10 protein-coding genes and 2 pseudogenes are annotated in these 21417 nt (G+C 41.7%); 7 read left to right on the forward strand and 5 right to left on the reverse strand.

Annotated features, from left to right (window positions below; genetic code table 11):
• Nucleotides 1-37: 37 nt before the first annotated feature.
• The 3 genes and pseudogenes from GD631_RS22075 to GD631_RS01065 form a co-directional block, all read right to left on the reverse strand.
• Nucleotides 38-1483 (reverse strand): efflux RND transporter permease subunit, encoded by a 1446-nt coding sequence (locus tag GD631_RS22075; RefSeq protein ID WP_223225913.1) that lies wholly within the window; start codon nucleotides 1481-1483, stop codon nucleotides 38-40.
• A gap of 26 nt (nucleotides 1484-1509) precedes the next feature.
• Nucleotides 1510-2334: an efflux RND transporter permease subunit gene (locus tag GD631_RS22080; protein ID WP_143259973.1), complete on the reverse strand. Its 825-nt coding sequence runs from the start codon at nucleotides 2332-2334 to the stop codon at nucleotides 1510-1512.
• A gap of 9 nt (nucleotides 2335-2343) precedes the next feature.
• Nucleotides 2344-3321, reverse strand: a pseudogene (locus GD631_RS01065) (efflux RND transporter periplasmic adaptor subunit); the annotation flags it as partial.
• A 16-nt stretch (nucleotides 3322-3337) separates the two neighbouring features.
• Between GD631_RS01065 and GD631_RS01070 the strand changes: the two are divergent.
• Nucleotides 3338-4032, forward strand: a pseudogene (locus GD631_RS01070) (LytR/AlgR family response regulator transcription factor).
• Nucleotides 4033-4063: 31 nt separating this feature from the next.
• Here the strand turns inward: GD631_RS01070 and GD631_RS01075 are convergent.
• Nucleotides 4064-4684, reverse strand: a complete 621-nt coding sequence (locus GD631_RS01075) for a hypothetical protein (RefSeq protein WP_143259974.1) — start codon at nucleotides 4682-4684, stop codon at nucleotides 4064-4066.
• A 236-nt stretch (nucleotides 4685-4920) separates the two neighbouring features.
• Nucleotides 4921-7794 carry a triple tyrosine motif-containing protein gene (locus tag GD631_RS01080; protein WP_143259975.1) on the reverse strand — a complete coding sequence of 958 codons (2874 nt, stop codon included), beginning with the start codon at nucleotides 7792-7794 and terminating at the stop codon, nucleotides 4921-4923.
• Between the two features lie 327 nt (nucleotides 7795-8121).
• Between GD631_RS01080 and GD631_RS01085 the strand changes: the two genes are divergently transcribed.
• From GD631_RS01085 to GD631_RS01110, 6 genes are all read left to right on the forward strand, one after another.
• Nucleotides 8122-9624 carry an endo-1,6-beta-glucanase gene (locus GD631_RS01085; RefSeq protein WP_143259976.1) on the forward strand — a complete coding sequence of 501 codons (1503 nt, stop codon included), beginning with the start codon at nucleotides 8122-8124 and terminating at the stop codon, nucleotides 9622-9624.
• Between the two features lie 39 nt (nucleotides 9625-9663).
• Nucleotides 9664-11067 (forward strand): DUF5125 domain-containing protein, encoded by a 1404-nt coding sequence (locus tag GD631_RS01090; protein WP_143259977.1) that lies wholly within the window; start codon nucleotides 9664-9666, stop codon nucleotides 11065-11067.
• Nucleotides 11068-11080: 13 nt separating this feature from the next.
• Entirely contained in the window at nucleotides 11081-14311 is a 3231-nt protein-coding gene (locus GD631_RS01095; RefSeq protein WP_143259978.1) for a SusC/RagA family TonB-linked outer membrane protein, read from the forward strand.
• A gap of 15 nt (nucleotides 14312-14326) precedes the next feature.
• Nucleotides 14327-16243 (forward strand): RagB/SusD family nutrient uptake outer membrane protein, encoded by a 1917-nt coding sequence (locus tag GD631_RS01100; protein WP_143259979.1) that lies wholly within the window; start codon nucleotides 14327-14329, stop codon nucleotides 16241-16243.
• 217 nt (nucleotides 16244-16460) lie between these two features.
• Nucleotides 16461-19013: a glycoside hydrolase family 2 TIM barrel-domain containing protein gene (locus tag GD631_RS01105; protein ID WP_223225912.1), complete on the forward strand. Its 2553-nt coding sequence runs from the start codon at nucleotides 16461-16463 to the stop codon at nucleotides 19011-19013.
• Between the two features lie 30 nt (nucleotides 19014-19043).
• Complete coding sequence (locus GD631_RS01110) at nucleotides 19044-21404, forward strand: alginate lyase family protein (protein WP_143259981.1); 2361 nt, start codon at nucleotides 19044-19046, stop codon at nucleotides 21402-21404.
• Nucleotides 21405-21417 lie beyond the last annotated feature (13 nt).

Below are 21417 nucleotides of genomic sequence, written 5' to 3' on the forward strand. Positions count from 1 at the left end.
CTTATTAACAATTTTGTTTTAATCCATCTATTATCAATCAGTATCCTCCTCCCAATGCATGATAAAGATTAATAACTCCCTGTATTTCATCAAAACGATTGGAAGCGACGGATAATTCCGCCTGCAAAAGAGTCTGACGGGCAGTAAGTACTTCCAGGTAGTTTTGCGAACTGTGCCGCATCAATAGTTCAGAACTACGCACTGCGGACTGAAGCGAAATGACCTGCTGTTTGGAGAGTGCCAAACGGCCTTGCGCCTTCTGCCATTGCACCAATGCATCGTTTACTTCCGTGCCCGCATCAAGCAAACTTTGGCGGAAGGTGAGTAACGCCTCTTCCTGTTGTGCTTTCGCTACTTTCAAATTAGCAATATTCTGCCCGCGATTGAAAAGTGGCTGAACCAATGAGCCGACAGTGGAAAGCAACCACTGTCCAGGATTGGTTATAGCGCCACCTGCCGAGTTTGTCCATCCTGCGGAACCACCCAACGTGATAGAGGGATAAAAAGCAGAACGTGCCTGATTCGTTGCATAAAAAGCCTCAGCCAGTTCAGCTTCCTTTTGACGAATATCCGGACGACGGTGCAATAGTTGCAACGGCACTCCGGTTGAAAGGGATTCCGGGAAACGCTGGTTGTCAAGCGTAGAACGTGTTATCAGCTGCGGAGCACCATTGACGGAGATGGCAGAGAACAGATTGAAACGCGTCAGCGACTCTGCACCGTAGACTCGTGTCAAAGTGAGATATTGACTGACAGGAGACATCTCTCCATTGGAATTCCGGACAAACATATTATTCAAAGCTTCGGTATCCAGACGGAATTCCGGTGAAGCCTGCACCATTACACGGTAAAGTTTGGAGAAACGGTTCATATTGGATGCATAGTTACCACCGATATAGCCGGACAAAGTACTCAAGATATCCGAAGGTGACACTCCATTCCGCTTACAAAGGGCGGCATCCACTTCTACCAAGAATTGAGGACATTTTGTATCGAACGAAGTCGAAGCACGTCCGATTTCAGGCCGGGCATTCAATGCATCAATCATCTGACGGGTGTATTTCAGCAAATCTTCTACCGAACCGCCTTTCTGGTCCTGGATATAAATTTCAAAACCACTACTTACCCCATACCCGGGAATCATCGGTTGTGCAAAGGCCATAATTTGCGCAGAAGAAATGTCATCCGTACGCCGGTAAATCTCGTTAATAACAGCATTGATACCGTCTTCCTTTTCCGTACGTTCATCCCACAGTTTCAGACGGACGATAAACATACCGTTCGATGCTCCCTGACCGCTTATCATACCGTTACCCGTCACTTTAGAAAACATTCTGACTTGCGGTATGTCATGAATACGCTTATCTATTTCGTCCATTACACTTTTGGTTTCTTCCAGACTGTTTCCGGGTGAAGTACGCACATCTACAAAGATAGTTCCCATATCCTCTTGAGGAACCAACCCGGTCTTGGTGGTTTTCATCAGAAGGAACAATCCCGCACAAGCGACTAACAACAATAGTTGGCACCCAATTCGATACGTGCCACATCTTTCAGCCGTAGCACCTCGCCTCCTGCCTGCGAACGGATTACCAGATTGCCATAAGCCTTTTCTTCTTCATAATGTCCGCGATATTTCAATACATACTGAAAAATATTCTTCGATTCGGCACCAAGCGTTCCCGTAGGGGCTTCCAGATTCTGTTCGTCAAGTACCGTCGTGATGTCGGACGGAACCAATCCATATTTAGCCATCTTGGCAGGATCGAGCCAGATACGTAACGAATAGTCCGCTCCCATCACATTCACCTCACCCACGCCGGCAATACGTGAAAGACGGGGTTTGATATTGATTTTCAGATAGTTATTCAAAAAGCTTTCATCGAACGTGTTGTCGGGGCTATACAATGCCAATGCTTTGATATTACTTGTCTGGCGCTTACGGACGGTGATACCGCTGCGGGTGACTTCTGCCGGTAATAATCCTTGTGCCGTAGCAATACGGTTCTGCACATTAACTGCCGCCATATCGGGGTCGGTCCCTTGACGGAAGTAAATGGTGATTCTCGCTGAACCGTTATTGGTAGAGGAAGAGGTCATGTACATCATGTTCTCTACCCCGTTGAGCGCTTCTTCCAATGGCACGACTACGCTCTTCTGTACAGTTTCCGCATTAGCACCGGTATAGGTAGCGGAAACGCTGACGGTAGGAGGTGCAATTTCAGGAAACTGTTCAACAGGAAGCTGCGAAAGTCCTATCAATCCGATAATAAGAAAAACGACCGAAATTACTCCTGCGAGAATAGGCCGGTCTATAAATGTTCTGATTTTCATAACGGCATCTTATTCTTTAGTCGGATCACTCTTGATTATTGTTCCCTCACGCACCAGTCCGGCACCTTCGGCTATAATAACATCACCCGGCTCAAGTCCTGTTTCGACGATATATTCAGTACCGTTATTCAACCGGAACACTTCTACCGGGGTTGATTTCGCTTTGCCATCGACCACTTTATATACAAATATACGATTCTGCAATTCGTAAGTAGCCGCTTGCGGAATAATGATACATCCCTTCTTTATAGTAGGAACTACTACTTTACCACTTCCACCGTTACGCAGGAACTGGTCGGGGTTGGCAAAAACAGCCCGCAGTCCAACAGCACCAGTTCCTTCATCCACCGTACCGCTGATAGCGTCTATCTTTCCGGTATGGGAATAGTTTTTTCCATTGCTCATAGTCAGTTCCACTTCGTCCATGTTTTCTATCGCTTTTTTAAGTGAGCCATATTGTTGTACAAAGTCGAGTATCTGATTCTCCGTCATGGAGAAATAGGCGTATACTTCGCTGTCATCCGAAACAGTGACTAACGGCCCGGTGATACTGCTGCTCACCAACACCCCTACCCGATAAGGAATCATGCTGGCGACTCCGTTCACCGGACTTTTCACTTCGGTATAAGAAAGGTCATTGCGCGCATTCACTTCCTGTGCCTTAGCCTGTGCCAATGCCGCTTCTGCCGCCGCTTGTTCATTACGGGCTGTTTGCAGATCGAATTCGGACACAATCTGTTCTTTGTAAAGTTCAGCTTTACTATCTGCTGTCAATTTAGCAGTGGCAAGCTTGGCTTCCGCGCTTTTTACATTGGCAACTGCTGTTTCCAACGCTGCTTTATAAGGAACCTGGTCAATAATGAAAAGTGTCTGCCCTTTATGAACAGGATCCCCTTCATTGATACATATCCCGGTAATAATGCCACTCACCTGCGGACGAATTTCAACATACTGCCGCCCTCGTAACGTAGCTGTATAATCGGATTTTTAAATTCCGGTAATCATGCTGCCCATCATCATGCTAGTGCCGGTAGACAAATGGATTGTACGCCAGTTTTGCGAACGAAAAGGCGAACTGGAACTTACTACTTTCAGCGAACCGCTGACCGGACTGCGAGAAATAGCCCGGCGCAAACCTGATCTGGTCTTTCTGAATATTGAAATGAACAGTACCAACGGACTGGATATTGCCCATGCGCTTCCTCCCGAAAGTTGCCTTATTTTACGACAGCCCATGCACAGTATGCACTGGATGGCTTCGACCTCGATGCCGTGGATTTCCTGCATAAACCCTTTGCTTATGAACGATTTGAAAAAGCTGTTGAGAAAGCGATTGTCTTTATTGAAGCACGTCAGCATAAAGTACCGGAAAACATCATAATCAAACAAGAATACAATAACATATCCATCCCTATCTCCGATATTCTTTATATCGAAGCAATGGAGAATTATACGAAAATATTCCGTATAAACGGCAACTATATATTATCGCGCACAAGTCTGAAAAGTATTCAGGAGATGTTACCCGAAAAGTCTTTTCTACGTACGCACCGCTCCTATATCATTCCGGTTAATAAGGTGGAACGGTTCTCTAAACGGGAAATAAACCTGACCGGACGCCGGATTGTAATCCCCATAGGAAGACAATATGCAGACAATGTCTATGCCACATTGACGGCCAGGAATATGACGCTATAAACAAGCCTACAGAATACCGGAACTTTTTAAATCAGCTTCCGGCCTTCTGGCTATAAATTAATTTATCTCTTTGGCTGATTGTCCACAAGCCATCTATCAAGCGTACATTTTTCGTATCATCGTCCTCCACGTTCCATGCATAACCTCCTGAAAGCAGTCCACGCCTTTCCAATATTTCATTGGGCTGATTATTAGAAAAGAAAAGTTCCAGCTGTGTAGAATCGGGACCAAAGACAATGAAAGCTGGAATGCCGCTGCCATCCACCGCTTCTGTACGAATCCCTTTCTCAAATAAGCGGATACAGTCTTTTTGCACTTCACACCATACGTATCCGGCAGAGCCGATACAGCCATGTTCATCCCGGTCACCTCCCACAAGCGGAGATTGCGGATACTGAACTAGTTTGGAAGCCGGCATCCCCGGTGTATATTTTCCTGTATAAAAGACTTCCAACGTATCATTCAGAAGTAAACCGTCGACTTCTTCTTTATTCGCATCCATCGTACTGAATGAAAGGGTATCATTTTTATCCGTGACAATCGTTACCGTATTCATGGTTGCATCACTTACGATTCCCTTAGAACTGCTCACTTTCGACGAGCAACCTGCCATGAGACACAGAGTGCCTACCGCTAATAGCATTGTTTTCATTTTCTTCAAATTTTGCTTTGTTTTAAATTAATGCAAAGATAAAGGGAATACAACAATATTTTAATCTCAGAACTTGGATAAATACATAATTCCCTCTCCTTTCTTTCACAGCATTTGTTTTCTCATAAACATCAATTAAACAATATATTATCAGATATCGTTTTTTTAAGTGCTTTTTTTAAGTTATTTTACGCAACAAATATTACGAATACATAAATTTATAGTTTCTATTTCCATTATGTCAAATGTTGCAGAAACTCAGCCAAGTTATCTCCTTCGCCCAATCCTAGTTTTTTTCGTAGACGATAACGACTGATTTCTACCCCACGCAATGTTATATTCAATAACGGAGCTATTTCCTTTGACATAAGATTCATTCGTAAATAAGCACACAGCATCTTATCCTTGTAACTCAAATCAGGATAACGTTCATCAAGCAGATGGAAGAAATTATGATGCACCGAATCAAATGTATTCTGAAAAGTCTGCCAGTGTTCCTCATTATCAAGGTCCTTATCGATACGTTCTATCAGTATTAATGTTTTCCGACGAATATTAACTAGGTTCTCATCATTGACAGAACGGGAAATACCCACTGCAACCTTTCGTATATCCTGCAAAATCTCATTCTTATGTACAATGTTTAATGTCGTTTTAATTAACTCTTCCGACTTATGCCGCAACTCTGATTGCAGATTTTCTTCTTCTAAAGAAACAATCTTGCGGTCTTTCAACTCACTTTCTTTCCTGAATTCTTGTTTTTGTGAAATCAATTCCAATTCTTTCTGACGAATCAGATTCTTCCTGCTTTGTACTATACGATAATAAATATAATACAAAAATAGAATAACCAACACCCCATAAATACAGTATGCCCACCACATACGATACCAAGGCGGTAATATTTCAAAAGAAAAGGATGTTTCAATAGGCTCCTGTGCCTTATCAGTTATTATCTTCACATTAAAAACATAACTTCCTTCAGGCAGGTCAGTATACTCCTTCGTATTATTTTCACTATATTCGCTCCATTCGTTATCATTGACCCTCCCCCCTGACAAACGGCAGGAATACAAAGCTGCAGATGACTTGTCATAATCTGTCACACTATATTCGATCCTTATCGAATTTTTCGAGTATGGAAGTAGTAACGGCTCCTGATCATACGTATAACTACGCCCGTATACCAAAGAATCTTTTTTCCCTATACAATATACTCTCCTGATTTGTAGCCCCAACCGTTGTTCTGAAATCTTTTCGTTATACTTTAACAAAGAAAAACCATCTTCCGTACCTATAATGGCACGTTCTTTATCATAAAAATAAATATCTTCAAAATCTTCTATCAATGCCCCGCAAAAATAAGCCTCATTATTCAGTTTATAAAATCCCTTATGTCCGTCACTTCGAAGCATTTTTAGCTTTCCATTCACAACATACCAAATATCTCCTTTCTCACTTTCTTTCAAATAAGTATAGGCAGTATGCCCGTCCAGCGACTGTTCCAATAATGTATCCAGCACCAACTGATCATTTATCTGATCGTAATAATATAGTCCTTCGTGAGCCGCTACCACAATTTTCCGGTTGATACGTGTTATAAATGAATTATTATTGTTTGACAAAGACTCATTATTATAATTTTTAAGACTCATAATGCTGTCTAATCCTTCCGTAAGAGTGATTCTAAAAATACCTTTGCCTTTGTTCGCCACCCAAAGTGTATTAGCCTCTTCTACAAAAAAAGTTTTGCATGAATGGGAAAATCCTTTAATCTTATGCTTCACCTCCCATCTTCCGGTTGCTGATTTTCCCAACAAGAACATTCCACTATAAGTTCCGGCTATCAACAAATGCTCATTATAGGGAAACATTGCTACCGACCACACTCCTTTGAGCGAACTGGGAGAATAATGTTTCAAACCATCTATAATAAAAATTCCATTATCAGCACAACAGAACAATTGATTATTATATGTCTTAATAGACCATACCTGCCCGTCTGTTCCCGGCATAAATTGCATATCCACCGGTGTATTGATCTGCCCCAAAGAAGTGCGATATAATCCCTGATTCGTCCCCAAATAGAGTTGACCGTTATAACAACAAGAAGCGTATCCTGAACCAATAACCGCCTTTCCGCCATAAAGTGAAAAAATCGGAGATTCCAAATGTACGCAATCAATGCCATTATCCAACCCCAGCCAAAGATTATTACTACGATCAAAATACAATCCCAAAACTGTCTTATTCTGTAATCCATTATCTATAGAAATCCGCTCTAACTGACCGGTTTTCGAGTCCAACAGTAAAACTCCTCCTTGTACAGAACCTAAAGCAAGCAGTCCGTCTTTAGCCTCTGCACAGAACAGCAGATTAGAATGAATAAACGAATCGGCAGCAGAAGAATAAGGTAGTATTGAATTCCCATCATATACAAATAAGCCATTTTTGCTTGTCACTATCAATACTTTATTCTCCCATGGAAGCAATGCAACGATTTTGGCTGAACGATTCAAAGCCACAGTATGTCCGATATTAGATAAAGGTACGATTTCCATTCCTTTCAAGACAGCCAGCCCTTCCTCCAATGCTACATAAAACTTTCCATGGATCACTGCAGAACACCAAATTTCCGAAGAAGCATTCAATACTCTGATCCGCCCCTTGTCAAAACAATAGATATTCCATTCCGATTGGAAATAAATCCGATTGTCTACAATATGTATATTCCAGATAATGCCAATATTAGTATTCCCGCCGATACTATCCGAAAGACAAGTGTACTCTAGTCCACCAAGCCGATTGGGGGTAAAATAACCGAATTGTCCCATTCCACCGATATAAATTCTCCCGTCCGCTCCGACCTTTACGGCTCTGGTCTTAGCGTTATGTATAGAATAAGTATTCCAATTTCTGCCATCAAACTCAAGCAAACCTTTATTATTTGCGAAATACATCCAGCCATTCTCCTGTTGTGAAATCATCCAATTTTGATTACCGGAATTATATGTATTTCGATAATAGTTCGTCACCGAACGTTGCCATGTTGCAGAAATATCCCCATAAAAAGAGATAAATAACAAGATTAGATATATGCGTAACTTCATAGAATGATTTTTTCACAAAGATAAATGTTTCACCAAATATCCAATAGAAACCTTAATAAATATTTCTTTGTTTCTTCACAAATTATCGGAAAACCTATAAAGTTTTGACACATAACAGTACTACATCTTCTTCATTAAAAAAGAACATTAATGGAGAGTATATACTACAGCATAAAGTGCTAATTATAAACATATTAAAAAAACACAAGAGAAAGTAAAGATGTAGTTTCCAATACTTTCTGTAGTAATTGTGATGTAGTCTTTTTTTTGGCATATACATTCACAAACGATACTTTTGCCCCATCAAAATCTTAAAAAACTAAAGTTATGAAAAGCAAAAAAATCCTATTTCTTTTCCTTTTGTTAGGAATACAATTATCGCTCTATGCATCTTGTAGTCCCAACGAAAAATCCGGTCCGACAGACAATCAAGAAAAAAAGAACAAGGAGAATACTGATGTGACAGTATATATTACTACTGCAAACCGTGCATTCGATCTGGTTAAAAAGACTACCACATTAAAAAGCGGTTCCAGCATGTCACCGACAACTATTACTTTACAACCTGAAATCAAATATCAAAACATGGATGGTTTCGGAGCGGCAGTAACAGGCTCTACCTGCTTCAATTTGTCACTAATGCCTCCCCAGAAACGTTCTCAATTCTTAAAAGAGACCTTTTCTCCCACCGATGGCTTTGGCTTAAGTTACATCCGCATCTCTATCGGCTGTTCCGATTTCTCACTAAGCGAATATACTTGCTGTGATACCAAAGGTATCGAGAACTTCAACCTGACCATGGAAGAAAACAAATATATTATACCTATATTAAAAGAGATTCTGGCAATAAACCCGACACTTAAGATCATTGGCTCCCCCTGGACCTGTCCTAAATGGATGAAAGTGAATAATCTAACAGAAAAAAAACCTTATGATTCATGGACTTCCGGTCAGTTAAACCCTGCTTATTATCAAGACTATGCCATTTATTTTGCCAAATGGCTGCAGGCATTCAAAGATAATGGAATCAATATTTATGCCATAACACCCCAAAACGAGCCTTTAAACAGAAAAAACTCGGCCTCCCTCTACATGGGATGGAAAGAAGCCAGCAATTTTATAAAAACAGCTTTAGGACCGACATTACATTCCAAAGGCTTCTCTGACGTCAAAATCTACGCATTCGATCATAATTATAACTATGATAATATGGCTGACCAAAAAGGTTATCCGATAAACATCTACAAAGACGAGGAGACTTCCAAGTACTTGGCTGGAGCTGCTTACCATGATTATGGCGGTACACGAGAAGAACTGAACATTGTACATGCGCAAGCACCGGATAAAGATTTGCTCTTCACCGAAACATCCATCGGTACGTGGAATAATGGACAAGATCTTACTAAATCCCTCATTCGAGATATGAATAATGTAGCTTTAGGCACAGTTAATAACTGGTGCAAAGGGGTAATCGTATGGAATCTGATGCTCGACAGTGACCGTGCTCCCAACCGTCCAGGCGGTTGCCGGACTTGTTATGGAGCGGTAGACATCAGCAACAGCGATTACACGACAATTACCCGCAATTCTCATTACTATATTATCGCACATATGTCATCGGTTGTCAAGCCTGGTGCCGTCCGCATCGGAAACAGTGGCCAACCAGGAGAGAATCTGACCTATGCAACCTTCCAAAATACTGATGGCAGCTACGCAGTAGTTATTTCAAATAATGGAAGTACCGATCAAGACATTCGTATCAACGCTGAAGGAAATAACATCAGCTATAAAATACCAGCAAAGTCTATCACTTCCTTCCAGTGGAAATAATAAATTCATTAATATATTCACTAATTTAATTCTAATAATATGAGAAAATTAATCTTGCTATGCAGCATGATGTCGGCAGGACTTTTCAGCATTACATCATGTGACGATGCGAACGACGAGTTCGATGACAAGGGTAGTTGCTCTATCCTTTCATTCACGGGACAAGAAAGCGCATACATGGGCGATAGTATCGCTTTCAGCTTTCAGGTAGCCAGCCAGGGTGTTCCTCTTAATCAAGCTAAAGTACAGCTTTTATTTGATGAGAATATTGTATCGGAACGTTTCCTGAGTGTGGGAGAAAATAATACTTATTCCGCAAAGCTCTTTGTTCCTTTTTTGGCAAACGTGCCGGACGGTACTGCAAAAGTAGTGGTTTATGCCCAAAACGAGCGTTTTGCAAAAGACCGCAAAGAAAGAGAAATTCAGATTCAAAGACCACATTTTGAAAAGTTGTATCTGAAATCATCCAAAGGTGTGACCTATGAAATGACAGAAAATCCGAATGTAGCATTCGAATATGTAGCAAGCAGTCCTGATATGCCCTCTGATTTGGAAGGCTATATCGAGATTCCTGCCTACAAGACAAATGGAAATAAAATCACATTCGGTGCTGAAGATGGTATTGTGACACAAGGTTCTACTCAAAATATTGAATATATGATAGATCAGACTACTCCACGTGCCTGCTTCAACACAAAAACATTTGAAGCTAGTCCGGCTATAAAATTTGCATTAAACGGACAAGAATTTATCAAAAAGAACGATAACGAATTCTATGTCGAGAGAGAGATAAATCAAAACGAACGGATTGTCATCAGTGGAATGAAAAAAGAATGGGCGCAATATTGGATAGACCCTTCCTGGTTTAATTTCAAAAAAAACACCGAAAAGAAAGAACTTGTATTTAGAGCAATCACCGGAAAATATAAATTTACTGTGGATAAAAAGCTTAAATTCATCAAAGTAGAAGCGATGAATGGTGATGCAATGGCTTCTTTACTGGAAAACGGAACCGGTACAATCTGGACCAGCGGTAATAATGCTATTGGAAAACCGAATCTAACGAGCAATAATATCAACTGGTCTCCTGCCAAAATGTTCTGTCTATCTCCAATAGAAACAAACAAATATGAGTTCATATTTGAAGGTGGAAAACAATTAGGAACAGGCTCTTTGAATTTTAAATTCTTTTACGACAACACACAATCGGACGGAAGCGCAGATGCTCCTTTAGCATTCAACCAACATAATAAATTAAACCTCATAGGAAATGCGGGAACATATCTTACTGTCAGTGGCACTGATGGTAATATCAAACACGCATCTACAAAGTTCGCAGCGGGACAATTTTATCGTCTGACGATAACCGTAGCAAACGAGAGCCGTAAAGGAGAACTTGATATTGAAGAAATTAATGAGACGCTTCCCAAAGAAGTTGACTAATAAATAATATACAATGAAAAAGATTAAATATTGTGCAGCCTTGTTTGCTCTATCTATAACAATGCAACCGGGCATAGTTTTAGCAGACCCTTCCGGTATAGCCAATAAAGTAGCCGATGCACAGGTTATAACACAAAAGAATTTACAAAAAACAATCACGGGTGTAGTTATGGACACTAATGGAGAATCTATCATCGGAGCCACTGTACTTGTAAAAGGAACTTCACGTGGTACAGCCACCGACATTGACGGTCGTTTTACCATCAATGCTGCCGAAGGTGATGAACTGGAATTCCGCTATGTCGGTTACATAACTGTCGTCGAGAAAGTAAAAAAAGACACACGTACAATCAATATACGTATGGAAGCAGATGCAGTCAACCTGGAAGACGTTGTTATAGTCGGTTACGGACAACAGAAAAAGGAAAGTGTTGTAGCTTCCATGTCAACTATCGGCCCGGCAGAGCTTCATGTTTCAAGCCGAAGCCTGAATAACAACATTGCCGGTAAAATTTCAGGTGTTATTGCCGTACAACGTTCCGGTGAACCGGGATGGGATGACGCACAGTTCTGGATTCGTGGTGTAAGTTCCTATGCAGGTGGTACAGATCCACTCGTATTGGTAGACGGTGTACCTCGTTCCATGAGTGATATTGACGTAGACGAAATTGAATCTTTCACCGTATTGAAAGATGCGTCCGCCACAGCAGTATATGGCGCTGAAGGTGCCAATGGTGTTATTTTGGTTACTTCCAAACGTGGTAAACAACAAAAAACCCGTGTCAATGTCAGTGCACAGTATGGTATTTCTACTCCGATGCGTGTTCCATCTTTGCTTAATTCCTATGATTACCTAAGTCTTTACAACGAAGCACAATGGAATGACGCGGGTAACCCACAAGTTGGATTTCAACCTACTACTAGTGATGAAGAACTGGAATTATACCGTAACGGCAGCGACCCCGATCTATATCCTAATACAGATTGGATGAGCATGCTCCGTAAACATACACAAAACCAACGCTATACCATCAACTTCCGTGGTGGTGGCGAGCGTGTACGTTTCTTCGTTTCCGGTGCCTACTATACAGAGGACGGTATTTATAAAAAGAACAAAGTTGTGGAGGGAGTAGACACCAATGTCAGCTTCAAACGTTACAATCTCCGTTCTAATGTAGATTTTGATTTGACGAAAACAACCAAAATGGCTGTCGATATGAGCGGGCAGTACATCAACCGTGTAGCACCGAGCAAAACATCTGACGAGATTTTCAGCACGATGACTTTATTCCCGACTCACTTGATTCCAATGATTTTCTCGGATGGAACACCGGCAGAACATTATCAGGCAGATAATGGCGGATATCGTCGTAATCCGTTCAACTATCTTTATTATAGTGGTTACAGCAAATCATGGAAAGCGACCATACAATCTAAGATCAGTCTGGAACAACAACTTGAATTTATCACTAAGGGATTATCGGTAAAAGGTGTATTAAGCTTTGACGCTGAATCTGAACAGTATGTAAACCGTACTATGACTCCAACCACTTACTACGTTAATAAAAGTAATGGCGGCGGACGGGATTCGGAAGGAAACCTCATTTATACATTGAAAGAAAGCGGAAGTGCCTTGAGCAATCCCAGTAACGGTTCTACCGGTGGTAGTAAGAAAATATATATCGAAGCTTCTTTGAACTATAAAAACACATTTGCTCAAAAGCACGATGTAACCGGTATGCTTCTATATAATCAGAAAGAGACACAAAAACAAAATCAATCCGGATTAAACTTGCTGCCTTATCGTAAACAGAGCGTTGTAGGACGTTTCACTTATGGATTTGACAACCGATATATGCTCGAAGGAAGTTTTGGTATGACAGGTAGTGAAAACTTTGCGAAAGGAGAACGTTGGGGTATCTTCCCGGCTATTGGTGGTGCCTGGTTCCTTAGCCATGAAAAGTTCATGCAACCATTGGAAAAGGTGGTAAATAAGTTGAAACTGAGAGCTTCTTACGGACGTACCGGTAATGACGATTTAGGTAGTGGTGTCACACGCTTCCCATATCGTCCTACAGTAAATGCCAATGCCAGCGGATACAATCTTGGTATTAATGCACTAACCAATGTTACAGGCACTCACTGGATAGCAGGTGCCAGCGAACAAAGACCGGCCGCTCCGCTTTTGCATTGGGAAATTGAAGATAAAATCAATGCCGGATTCGACTTAGGGCTTTTCGAAGGACGTATCGATATGTCTGTTGACTATTTCTCCAACCGTCGTCACGACATTTTGGAAACTCGTAATTCAATACCATCAATGACAGGGCTACGCCAAGGGCCACTTCAAAACTTCAGTATCGTAACAAACAAAGGTATTGACGGTAATATCACTTACAAAGAACATTTCGGCAAGTTGAATATGACCTTCCGCGGCAATTTCACCTACACGAAAAATAAGATTATCGAATGTGATGAAATCAAACATGTTTTTCCCTATCAGGATCTGACTGGAAATACTATTGGAACACCGTTCATTTATATAGCTGACGGTCTTTACACTCCGGATGATTTCAACATCACCCGTGATCCGGTCACTGGTGCCGAAAGTTATGAACTGAAATCACATTTACCTAATCCGGGAGCAAAGGTATCTCCGGGTGACATTAAATACCGTGACTTAAACAACGATAATGTAATTGATGGAAATGACCAAACTTACCTATCTGGAATGAACTCTCAAAACCCTAAGTGCGTCTACGGTTTCGCAGTAGACTTCGAATACAAAGGTTTCTTTGGTGGCATCTTCTTCCAAGGTAGTGCCGGTACATCAGTCAATCTAATGGCTAAAGCAAGTAACTTCATGCCTTTCAATGGCGGTAAAGATGCTTCATCGGCACGTACTGAAGCTATGGATCGTTGGACTGCATCCAACCCATATAATCAAAATGTACTTTATCCCCGTATGCATACTACTGCATTCGACTATAATCTTAAACCTAGTACATGGTGGTATAGAGATGCAAGTTTCCTTCGTCTGAAAAATATAGAGTTCGGTTATCAGTTCAATAAGAAACAGTTGAGAAAGTTACAAATGCAAAACTTACGTCTTTATGTACAGGCAACCAACCTCGCAACATGGGATAAAGTTAAATACTGGGATCCGGAATTGAGCAAAGCCAATTCTGGAGCTAAATATCCATTATCCAGCACTTGGACAATCGGACTGGAAGTTACATTTTAAAAAAAGGAAAGAATCATGAAACTAAAAAACATTATATATACGGCTGTTTTGGCAGCAGGATTGTGTATCGGAACCAATTCTTGTTCTGATTACCTAGATATATCCAGTGAACTATCGGCTGATTTAAGTATCGAAGAAATATTCGAAACCCCCAAATATACCCGCCAATGGCATGCTAACATATTCAACTGCATCAGCGAATATTCAGAAATGGGATCGGAAATGAACGCATTCCGAAACCCTTGGGCCAATCTTTGCGGTGAAGTGACTTCCGAGGGCGCCAGTTCCAAAAACGTAATGACAGCAGGATATACAGCAGCCAATGCCGGTTATCATCGTTGGGCTACCCTCTACCAATATATCCGCCAAGCAATGATCTTCCTCGAAAGAGGAAAAGCCATTGGCTCCGGTACAGAAATCATAACAGAAGCCGAAATGGCTCAGATGAAAGACGAAGCCCGTTTTTTCTTAGCATATAGCTACTTCAGTTTATTCGAGCTATATGGCCCTGTACCCATTGTCACCGTGATTGATGATGCTTCTTATCCTACTGTGAATGACTATATGCGTCCATCTGTAGACGAAATGGTAGAACATATAGATAAGATTCTGAATGACCTCATCAGTCCCGAAAGTAATCTTCCCGAGTCCGTAGTCACTTCAGTGGATGCTGACGGCAGAGCCAACGGCTATAACCTGAATGACATTGTCCGCCCGACTAAAATCACAGCAATGGCACTGCGTGCCAAATTATGGGTTTACGCTTCTTCCAAATTGTTTAACGGTGGTTTCGGACAAGATTTAGCAGATAAAGACGGAAAGAAACTGTTCCCGGCCGAAGACAAAAATAAATGGAAAAAAGCAGCAACGTATCTGGAGAATTTGATTACTGCAGCAGAAACTGCCGGACACAGACTGTACGAAAAGTATGATAACGCCGGCAATCTGGACGTAAACCAAACTCTCTACCTGTTATTCCAAAACTATACGGAAGAAATATTATGGTGTACTTCCAATAATGACTGGAGTAATAACACCAAGATGGAAAAACGTACAACTCCACGCGACATTGCTTCTTCTTATGGTAATATCGGGCCTAGTCAGGAATCTGTCGATATGTTCTTCACCAAAGAAGGGCTGAACATCAATGACCCCGGAGCCAACTATGACGAAACAGGTTTCGCCGACGTTGCAAATCCTGATAACAACAACAAAACCGACCGTGTATTCAGTATGTATGCCGACCGTGAGCCACGGTTCTATCGTGATGTCCTTTACCAAGGAAGAAGTTGGTTTGCTAATTACATGGCGATCAACCCTAATTACAGATTGGATTTCTCCAAAGATGGTGGTGCAGGCCCAGCAGGAAACAACTCTAAATGTGGCTACATGATCAGCAAATTCAAAAATGTATCAATCACATTCCAAGGGAGCAATAATAGTAATATTGGCCGTCCATCCATCCTTTTCCGGTTGGCAGACTTCTACCTCTACTATGCAGAAGCTTTAAATGAAATAAATCCTCGTGACCCGAAAATCATCAGTTATATCGATAAGGTACGCGAACGTGCCGGTATTCCGGGCTATCAGGCACTGAAGGATGCAGGGAAGAAAGACATCATTGGAGATTATACCAAACAACAGAAAGCAATCCAAAACGAACGTTTTGTCGAATTATTCTGTGAAGGACAACGTTACTTTGATATCCGCCGCTGGATGATCTGTGGCAAAGGACAAGATGCTGACCAGACCCAGTTCCATGGCATGGATCAGTATGGAGACCCAACTGTTGCAATCGGACAACAAGGTTCATTCTATCGTCGCACACAATTGGAAAAAAGATTATGGGATGACAAAATGTATCTCTACCCGGTGCCACAAAATACAGTCAATCTAAGCGAGGGATTAATTGTACAAAATCCGGGATGGTAATTTTTTCTTAAACAATTCTTCATAGGTTCTCAAAAAGGTTATAGATTGTTTTAACTAGAGGAAAAAGGCAGAATCAAAGAGTCCCGACAAAGACCTGATTCTGCCTTCTCTTCATCTATTCAATTACAATATCATGAAAAGAAAAATACTTTTTTCACGACTGCTCTTTCTAACTTGCCTAAGTTTATGTTTCCAATACGCCACAGCCCAACGCGAAATGAGAACAATCAACTCAGGCTGGCTATTTGCCAAAGGGGTACAACCGGACAGTTCGGCTTTCACCCCCGTTTGTATTCCTCACACATGGAATACAGACGCTTATACTGATAAAAAATATTATCGGGGGACGGCTTGGTATCAAAAAACACTCACACTTTCCGAGCAATGGAAGGACAAACAGATTTTTCTACGATTCGAAGCAGTCAGCCAAGTTGCCGATATATACATTAACGGGCAATTGGCAGGACAACACAAAGGCGGTTATACCGCATTCACCATAGACATTACCCCTTTCTGTTCTTTTTCCAGTCCTAATTTATTGACTATACGGGTAGATAACGCACAGGACAGTGTACCACCCATTTCGGGCGACTTTACTTTTTTTGGCGGTATCTATCGAGATGTATGGCTTATAACCGTACCCAAACAACATTTCTGTCTCAACAATAATGGCTCGGATGGTATCTTCATCAGTACTCCGCACGTTAGTGAATCAGAAGGCACACTCTTTATCAAAGGTACCCTTCGTAACGATGCTACTACCAAAGCGGAGCTAGAAATCATTAATACACTCTATGCCCCGGATGGCAGCGTTATCCAACGCCTGCACCGGACAGTTAAAATAGCTCCCGGCGAGGACTATACATTTAAAGAATCTCCCCAACCTGTAAGTAATCCACAACTTTGGTCACCGGAAACTCCCCACCTCTATCGAGTAGAAACAACCTTATTAAACCGGAAAAACCGGCAACAACTCGACTGTGTAAGTCACCATATCGGTTTCCGCTGGTATCATTTTGACGGAGAAAACGGATTCTCACTTAATGGAAAACCTTACAAATTGAACGGCATCTGTCGTCATCAGGATCAAAAGCCTTTCGGAGTGGCACTTAGCGACGAAATGCACCGGCGAGATATATTGCTGATGAAAGAAATGGGAGTCAACTTTATCCGTATTTCCCACTACCCGCAAGATCCGGCTATCCTCGAACAATGTGACAAGCAGGGAATACTGGCATGGGAAGAGATTCCAATTATTGACATTGTCCCCGAATCAGAAGAATATGCCAATACCTGCGAGCAAAACCTGCGTGAGATGATTCGTCAACATTACAATCACCCGGCAATCATCACTTGGGGATATATGAATGAAATCCTATTAGTCACCCAACGCCAATACAAAACTCAAGAAGAACAAAAGCCGGTATTGGAACGTACATTGGCACTGGCACACCGGCTCGAAAAAGTATTGAAAGAAGAAGATCCATACCGCAACAGCACTATGGCATTTCACGGAAGTAACCATTACAATACCGTAGGACTGGGAAACATTACTGATATAATAGGTTGGAATCTGTATCAAGGATGGTATGGAGGCGAACTAAAAAGCTTCGACCTCTTTCTTGAAGAACAACATCGCCAATATCCTTCCCACCCCATAATTGTAAGCGAATATGGTGCCGGTTCAGATCGTCGCCTACATTCTTTTGAACCAAAATGTTTTGATTTCAGCATAGAATATCAGCAAAAATATCTGGAACATTATCTTCCGGTTATAACTGACACTCCTTATATCTGTGGTGGAACACATTGGAACTTTATTGATTTTTCGGCAGCCTTACGGGATGAAGCGACACCCCGAATCAATAACAAAGGGTTAGTCTATTCCAACCGTACCCCAAAAGATGTGTTCTACTATTACAAAGCAATGTTTCGTAAAGATATTCCTGTACTGCACATCGCATCGCGCGACTGGACTCATCGTGCAGGTATTCTCCAGAAAGGAGCAACAACAGTGACACAGCCTGTAAAGGTATATACTAATCTCCCAGAAGTGGAACTTTTCCTTAATGGACAGTCACTGGGAAAGAAACAATGCGAAAATTGCACCGCCAGTTTCAATGTTCCATTCAGAGAAGGCAAACAACTACTTCTGGCAAAAAGCAGAAATATAGAAGATGCCATTGAGGTATACTTTTCTCCCGTTCCCGCCCAATTGACAAAAGATAATATAAATGGAATAGAACTTGCAGTGAATGTGGGAAGCAATTGTTTCTACACAAGCGACGAAAGTCAGTTGACATGGGTGCCCGACCAGCCTTATACTCCTGGCAGTTGGGGATACACCACACATGACACTGCCAAAAGAGAGAACAATCGCGAAGAATCCACACAAACAGAAATTACCCTGACTGGTGACAATCCACTTTACCAGACAGCCCGCAGCAGACTGGAAGGTTATCAGTTCGATGTACCCAATGGAATATATGAACTCGAACTTTTGTTTGCAGACATCTTCCAGACCAGCGAAAAAATTCCCTATTTACTGGGTAGCGGACAAGGCGGAACAATCAGCCTCGGCAACGCATTCCATATCTTAATCAATGGGCAACAAGTAGAAGAAGCCTGTTGTCCATCATCAGAGAGTGGCACCTTCCGTGCTATAAAAAAACGTTTTATTGTTTCTGCCAAAGAAAACAAGGTCAATATCCAACTGAAAACAATCAACGGAAAAAATTTTTTGAATGGAATAAAACTAAGGAAATTATAAATATTTATTTTTGTAAAAAACTGTATATACATGAAGAACTTTATACGAACCAAACGCATCTGCATACTTTTTGTATACCTCCTCATCTTAATGCCGGCTCATGCTCAGTCCATTTGGGATAAGACAAATTTGGAAAAAGTAAAGCAACAAATTGATCAACCAGCTTACCAAACCGCCTATAATGCATTGCTAGAGCGAGCGGAACAGGCTTTGAAACAGCCCAACCTCTCTGTTATGATGAAAGAAAAGACAGCTATCAGTGGTAATAAGCACGACTACTACAGCCAAGCCCGCTACTTCTGGCCTGATCCTACTAAACCTGACGGTAAACCGTATATAAACCGTGACGGTATCTCCAACCCAGAATTAAATAAGCTGGATCGCAATCGCCTGGGTAACATGGCGAACAATGTCACCGCACTCTCGCTGGCATGGTACTTCAGTAACGATGAACGTTATGCACAAAAAGCTGTAGAACAATTGCAGGTGTGGTTCCTCAATAAAGAAACCTTGATGAATCCTCATCTCAAATATGCGCAGGTAGCTCCCGGTCACGGAAACGATGAAGGTCGTTCTTTCGGTATAATAGATACTTATTCTTTTGTAGAAATGCTGGAAGGCGTTCAGTTACTGGAAAAGTCCGCTGCTTTCAGCAAAAAGGATCAGAAAGCCCTTAAAGCATGGTTCAGCAAATTATTGGAGTGGATTCAGAATAGCAAACAAGGAAAAGAAGAATCTAAACAAAAGAACAACCACAGCACTGCCTATGATGCGCAAGCCATCGCTTTTGCCCTATACACCGGCAATACCCGATTGGCTAAATCCATTCTGGAACAGGTTCCCGAAAAGCGTATCTACAAACAAATAGCTCCGGATGGGGAACAGAAAGAAGAGCTGTGGCGCACTCTAGCATTCGGCTATTCCGAATACAATTTACAGCATCTCATTGATATCGCCACCATATCACAAAAACTAAATATTCCCATCCATCAAGCCAGCTCAGAAGATGGCAGAAACATTTATAAAGCAGCCGATTATCTGAAAAACTTTTTAGGCAAGGATGTTTCCGCCTGGCCTTACAAGCAAATCAGCGATTGGCAGGGTAAGCAGCAGGAGCTATGCAAAGATCTCTATCGACTTTATTTACTAGATCCTACTCGCACGGAATATAAGAAAGCATTCTTCCGTTATTGGAACCAAAATAAGAAAGACCGTTTCAGTTTACTGTTTTTACATCCGGACGATGCCAATCAATTACCGAATGAAACAGACCGTATGCTTACCTTTGCCGCCCATCAGTTGAAATTTGCCATCCAATGCACGGCAGATACCCGAAAAAATACAAAAGATAAAAAAAGGATCAGTCCGCGAAGTATCGAGAAAGATGGTAGTTTACGCATTGTCCGTCCATGGGACTGGTGTTCCGGCTTCTTCCCCGGCTCATTATGGCAACTCTATGCTTACACAAAGGATAATTATTGGAAAGAACAGGCAGCCACCCACACTTGGCCTTTGGAAGAAATTAAGAACCATCGTGGGACGCACGACCTGGGATTTATGGTCTATTGCTCTTTTGGGCAAGGTTATGAACTGACCGGAGACACCACATTCCGAAATGTAATCATTCAAGCAGCCCAAACATTAAGTACCCGTTACAACCCGACCGTTAAAGCAATCCGTTCATGGGACTTCAACCGCGAAAAGTGGCAATATCCGGTCATCATCGACAATATGCTCAATCTGGAACTCTTGTTCCGCACCACCCAACTGACTGGGGATTCCTTATACTATCAGATAGCTGTCAATCATGCCAATACCACACTAGCCAATCACTTTCGTCCCGATGCCTCTTCCTATCATGTGGTAGATTATGATCCACAGACCGGAACTGTTCGCATGAAGTGTACGCATCAAGGACTCTTTGATGAATCGGTATGGAGTCGTGGACAAGCCTGGGGACTCTACGGATATACTATGTGTTATCGTTTCACCCATAATCCGGCATATCTGGCACAAGCAGAAAAGATTGCAGACTATTTCTTCCATCTGCCCGATTTACCTAAAGATTTCATTCCATATTGGGATATGAAGGATCCTGCAATTCCCAACTCTCCGAGAGATGCTTCTGCCGCTGCTGTCATGGCTTCGGGCCTGTATGAGTTATCAACCTATGTATCAGGAGAAAAAGGCAGACAGTATAAAGCAACAGCAGACAAAATCATTAGCAGCCTCAACCAACACTATCGCGCTGCAGAAGATAGTACCCAAGGATTCCTATTACTCCATTCCACAGGTAACTATCCTGCTAAAGATGAGATCGACGTACCGATCTCCTATGCTGATTATTACTATTTGGAAGCACTCTTGAGGAAAAATCAATTAGAGAAGTAAAGTAAGTTACCAG

Origin of the sequence: Bacteroides luhongzhouii, from assembly GCF_009193295.2 — a bacterium.
GTDB classification, from domain to species: domain Bacteria; phylum Bacteroidota; class Bacteroidia; order Bacteroidales; family Bacteroidaceae; genus Bacteroides; species Bacteroides luhongzhouii.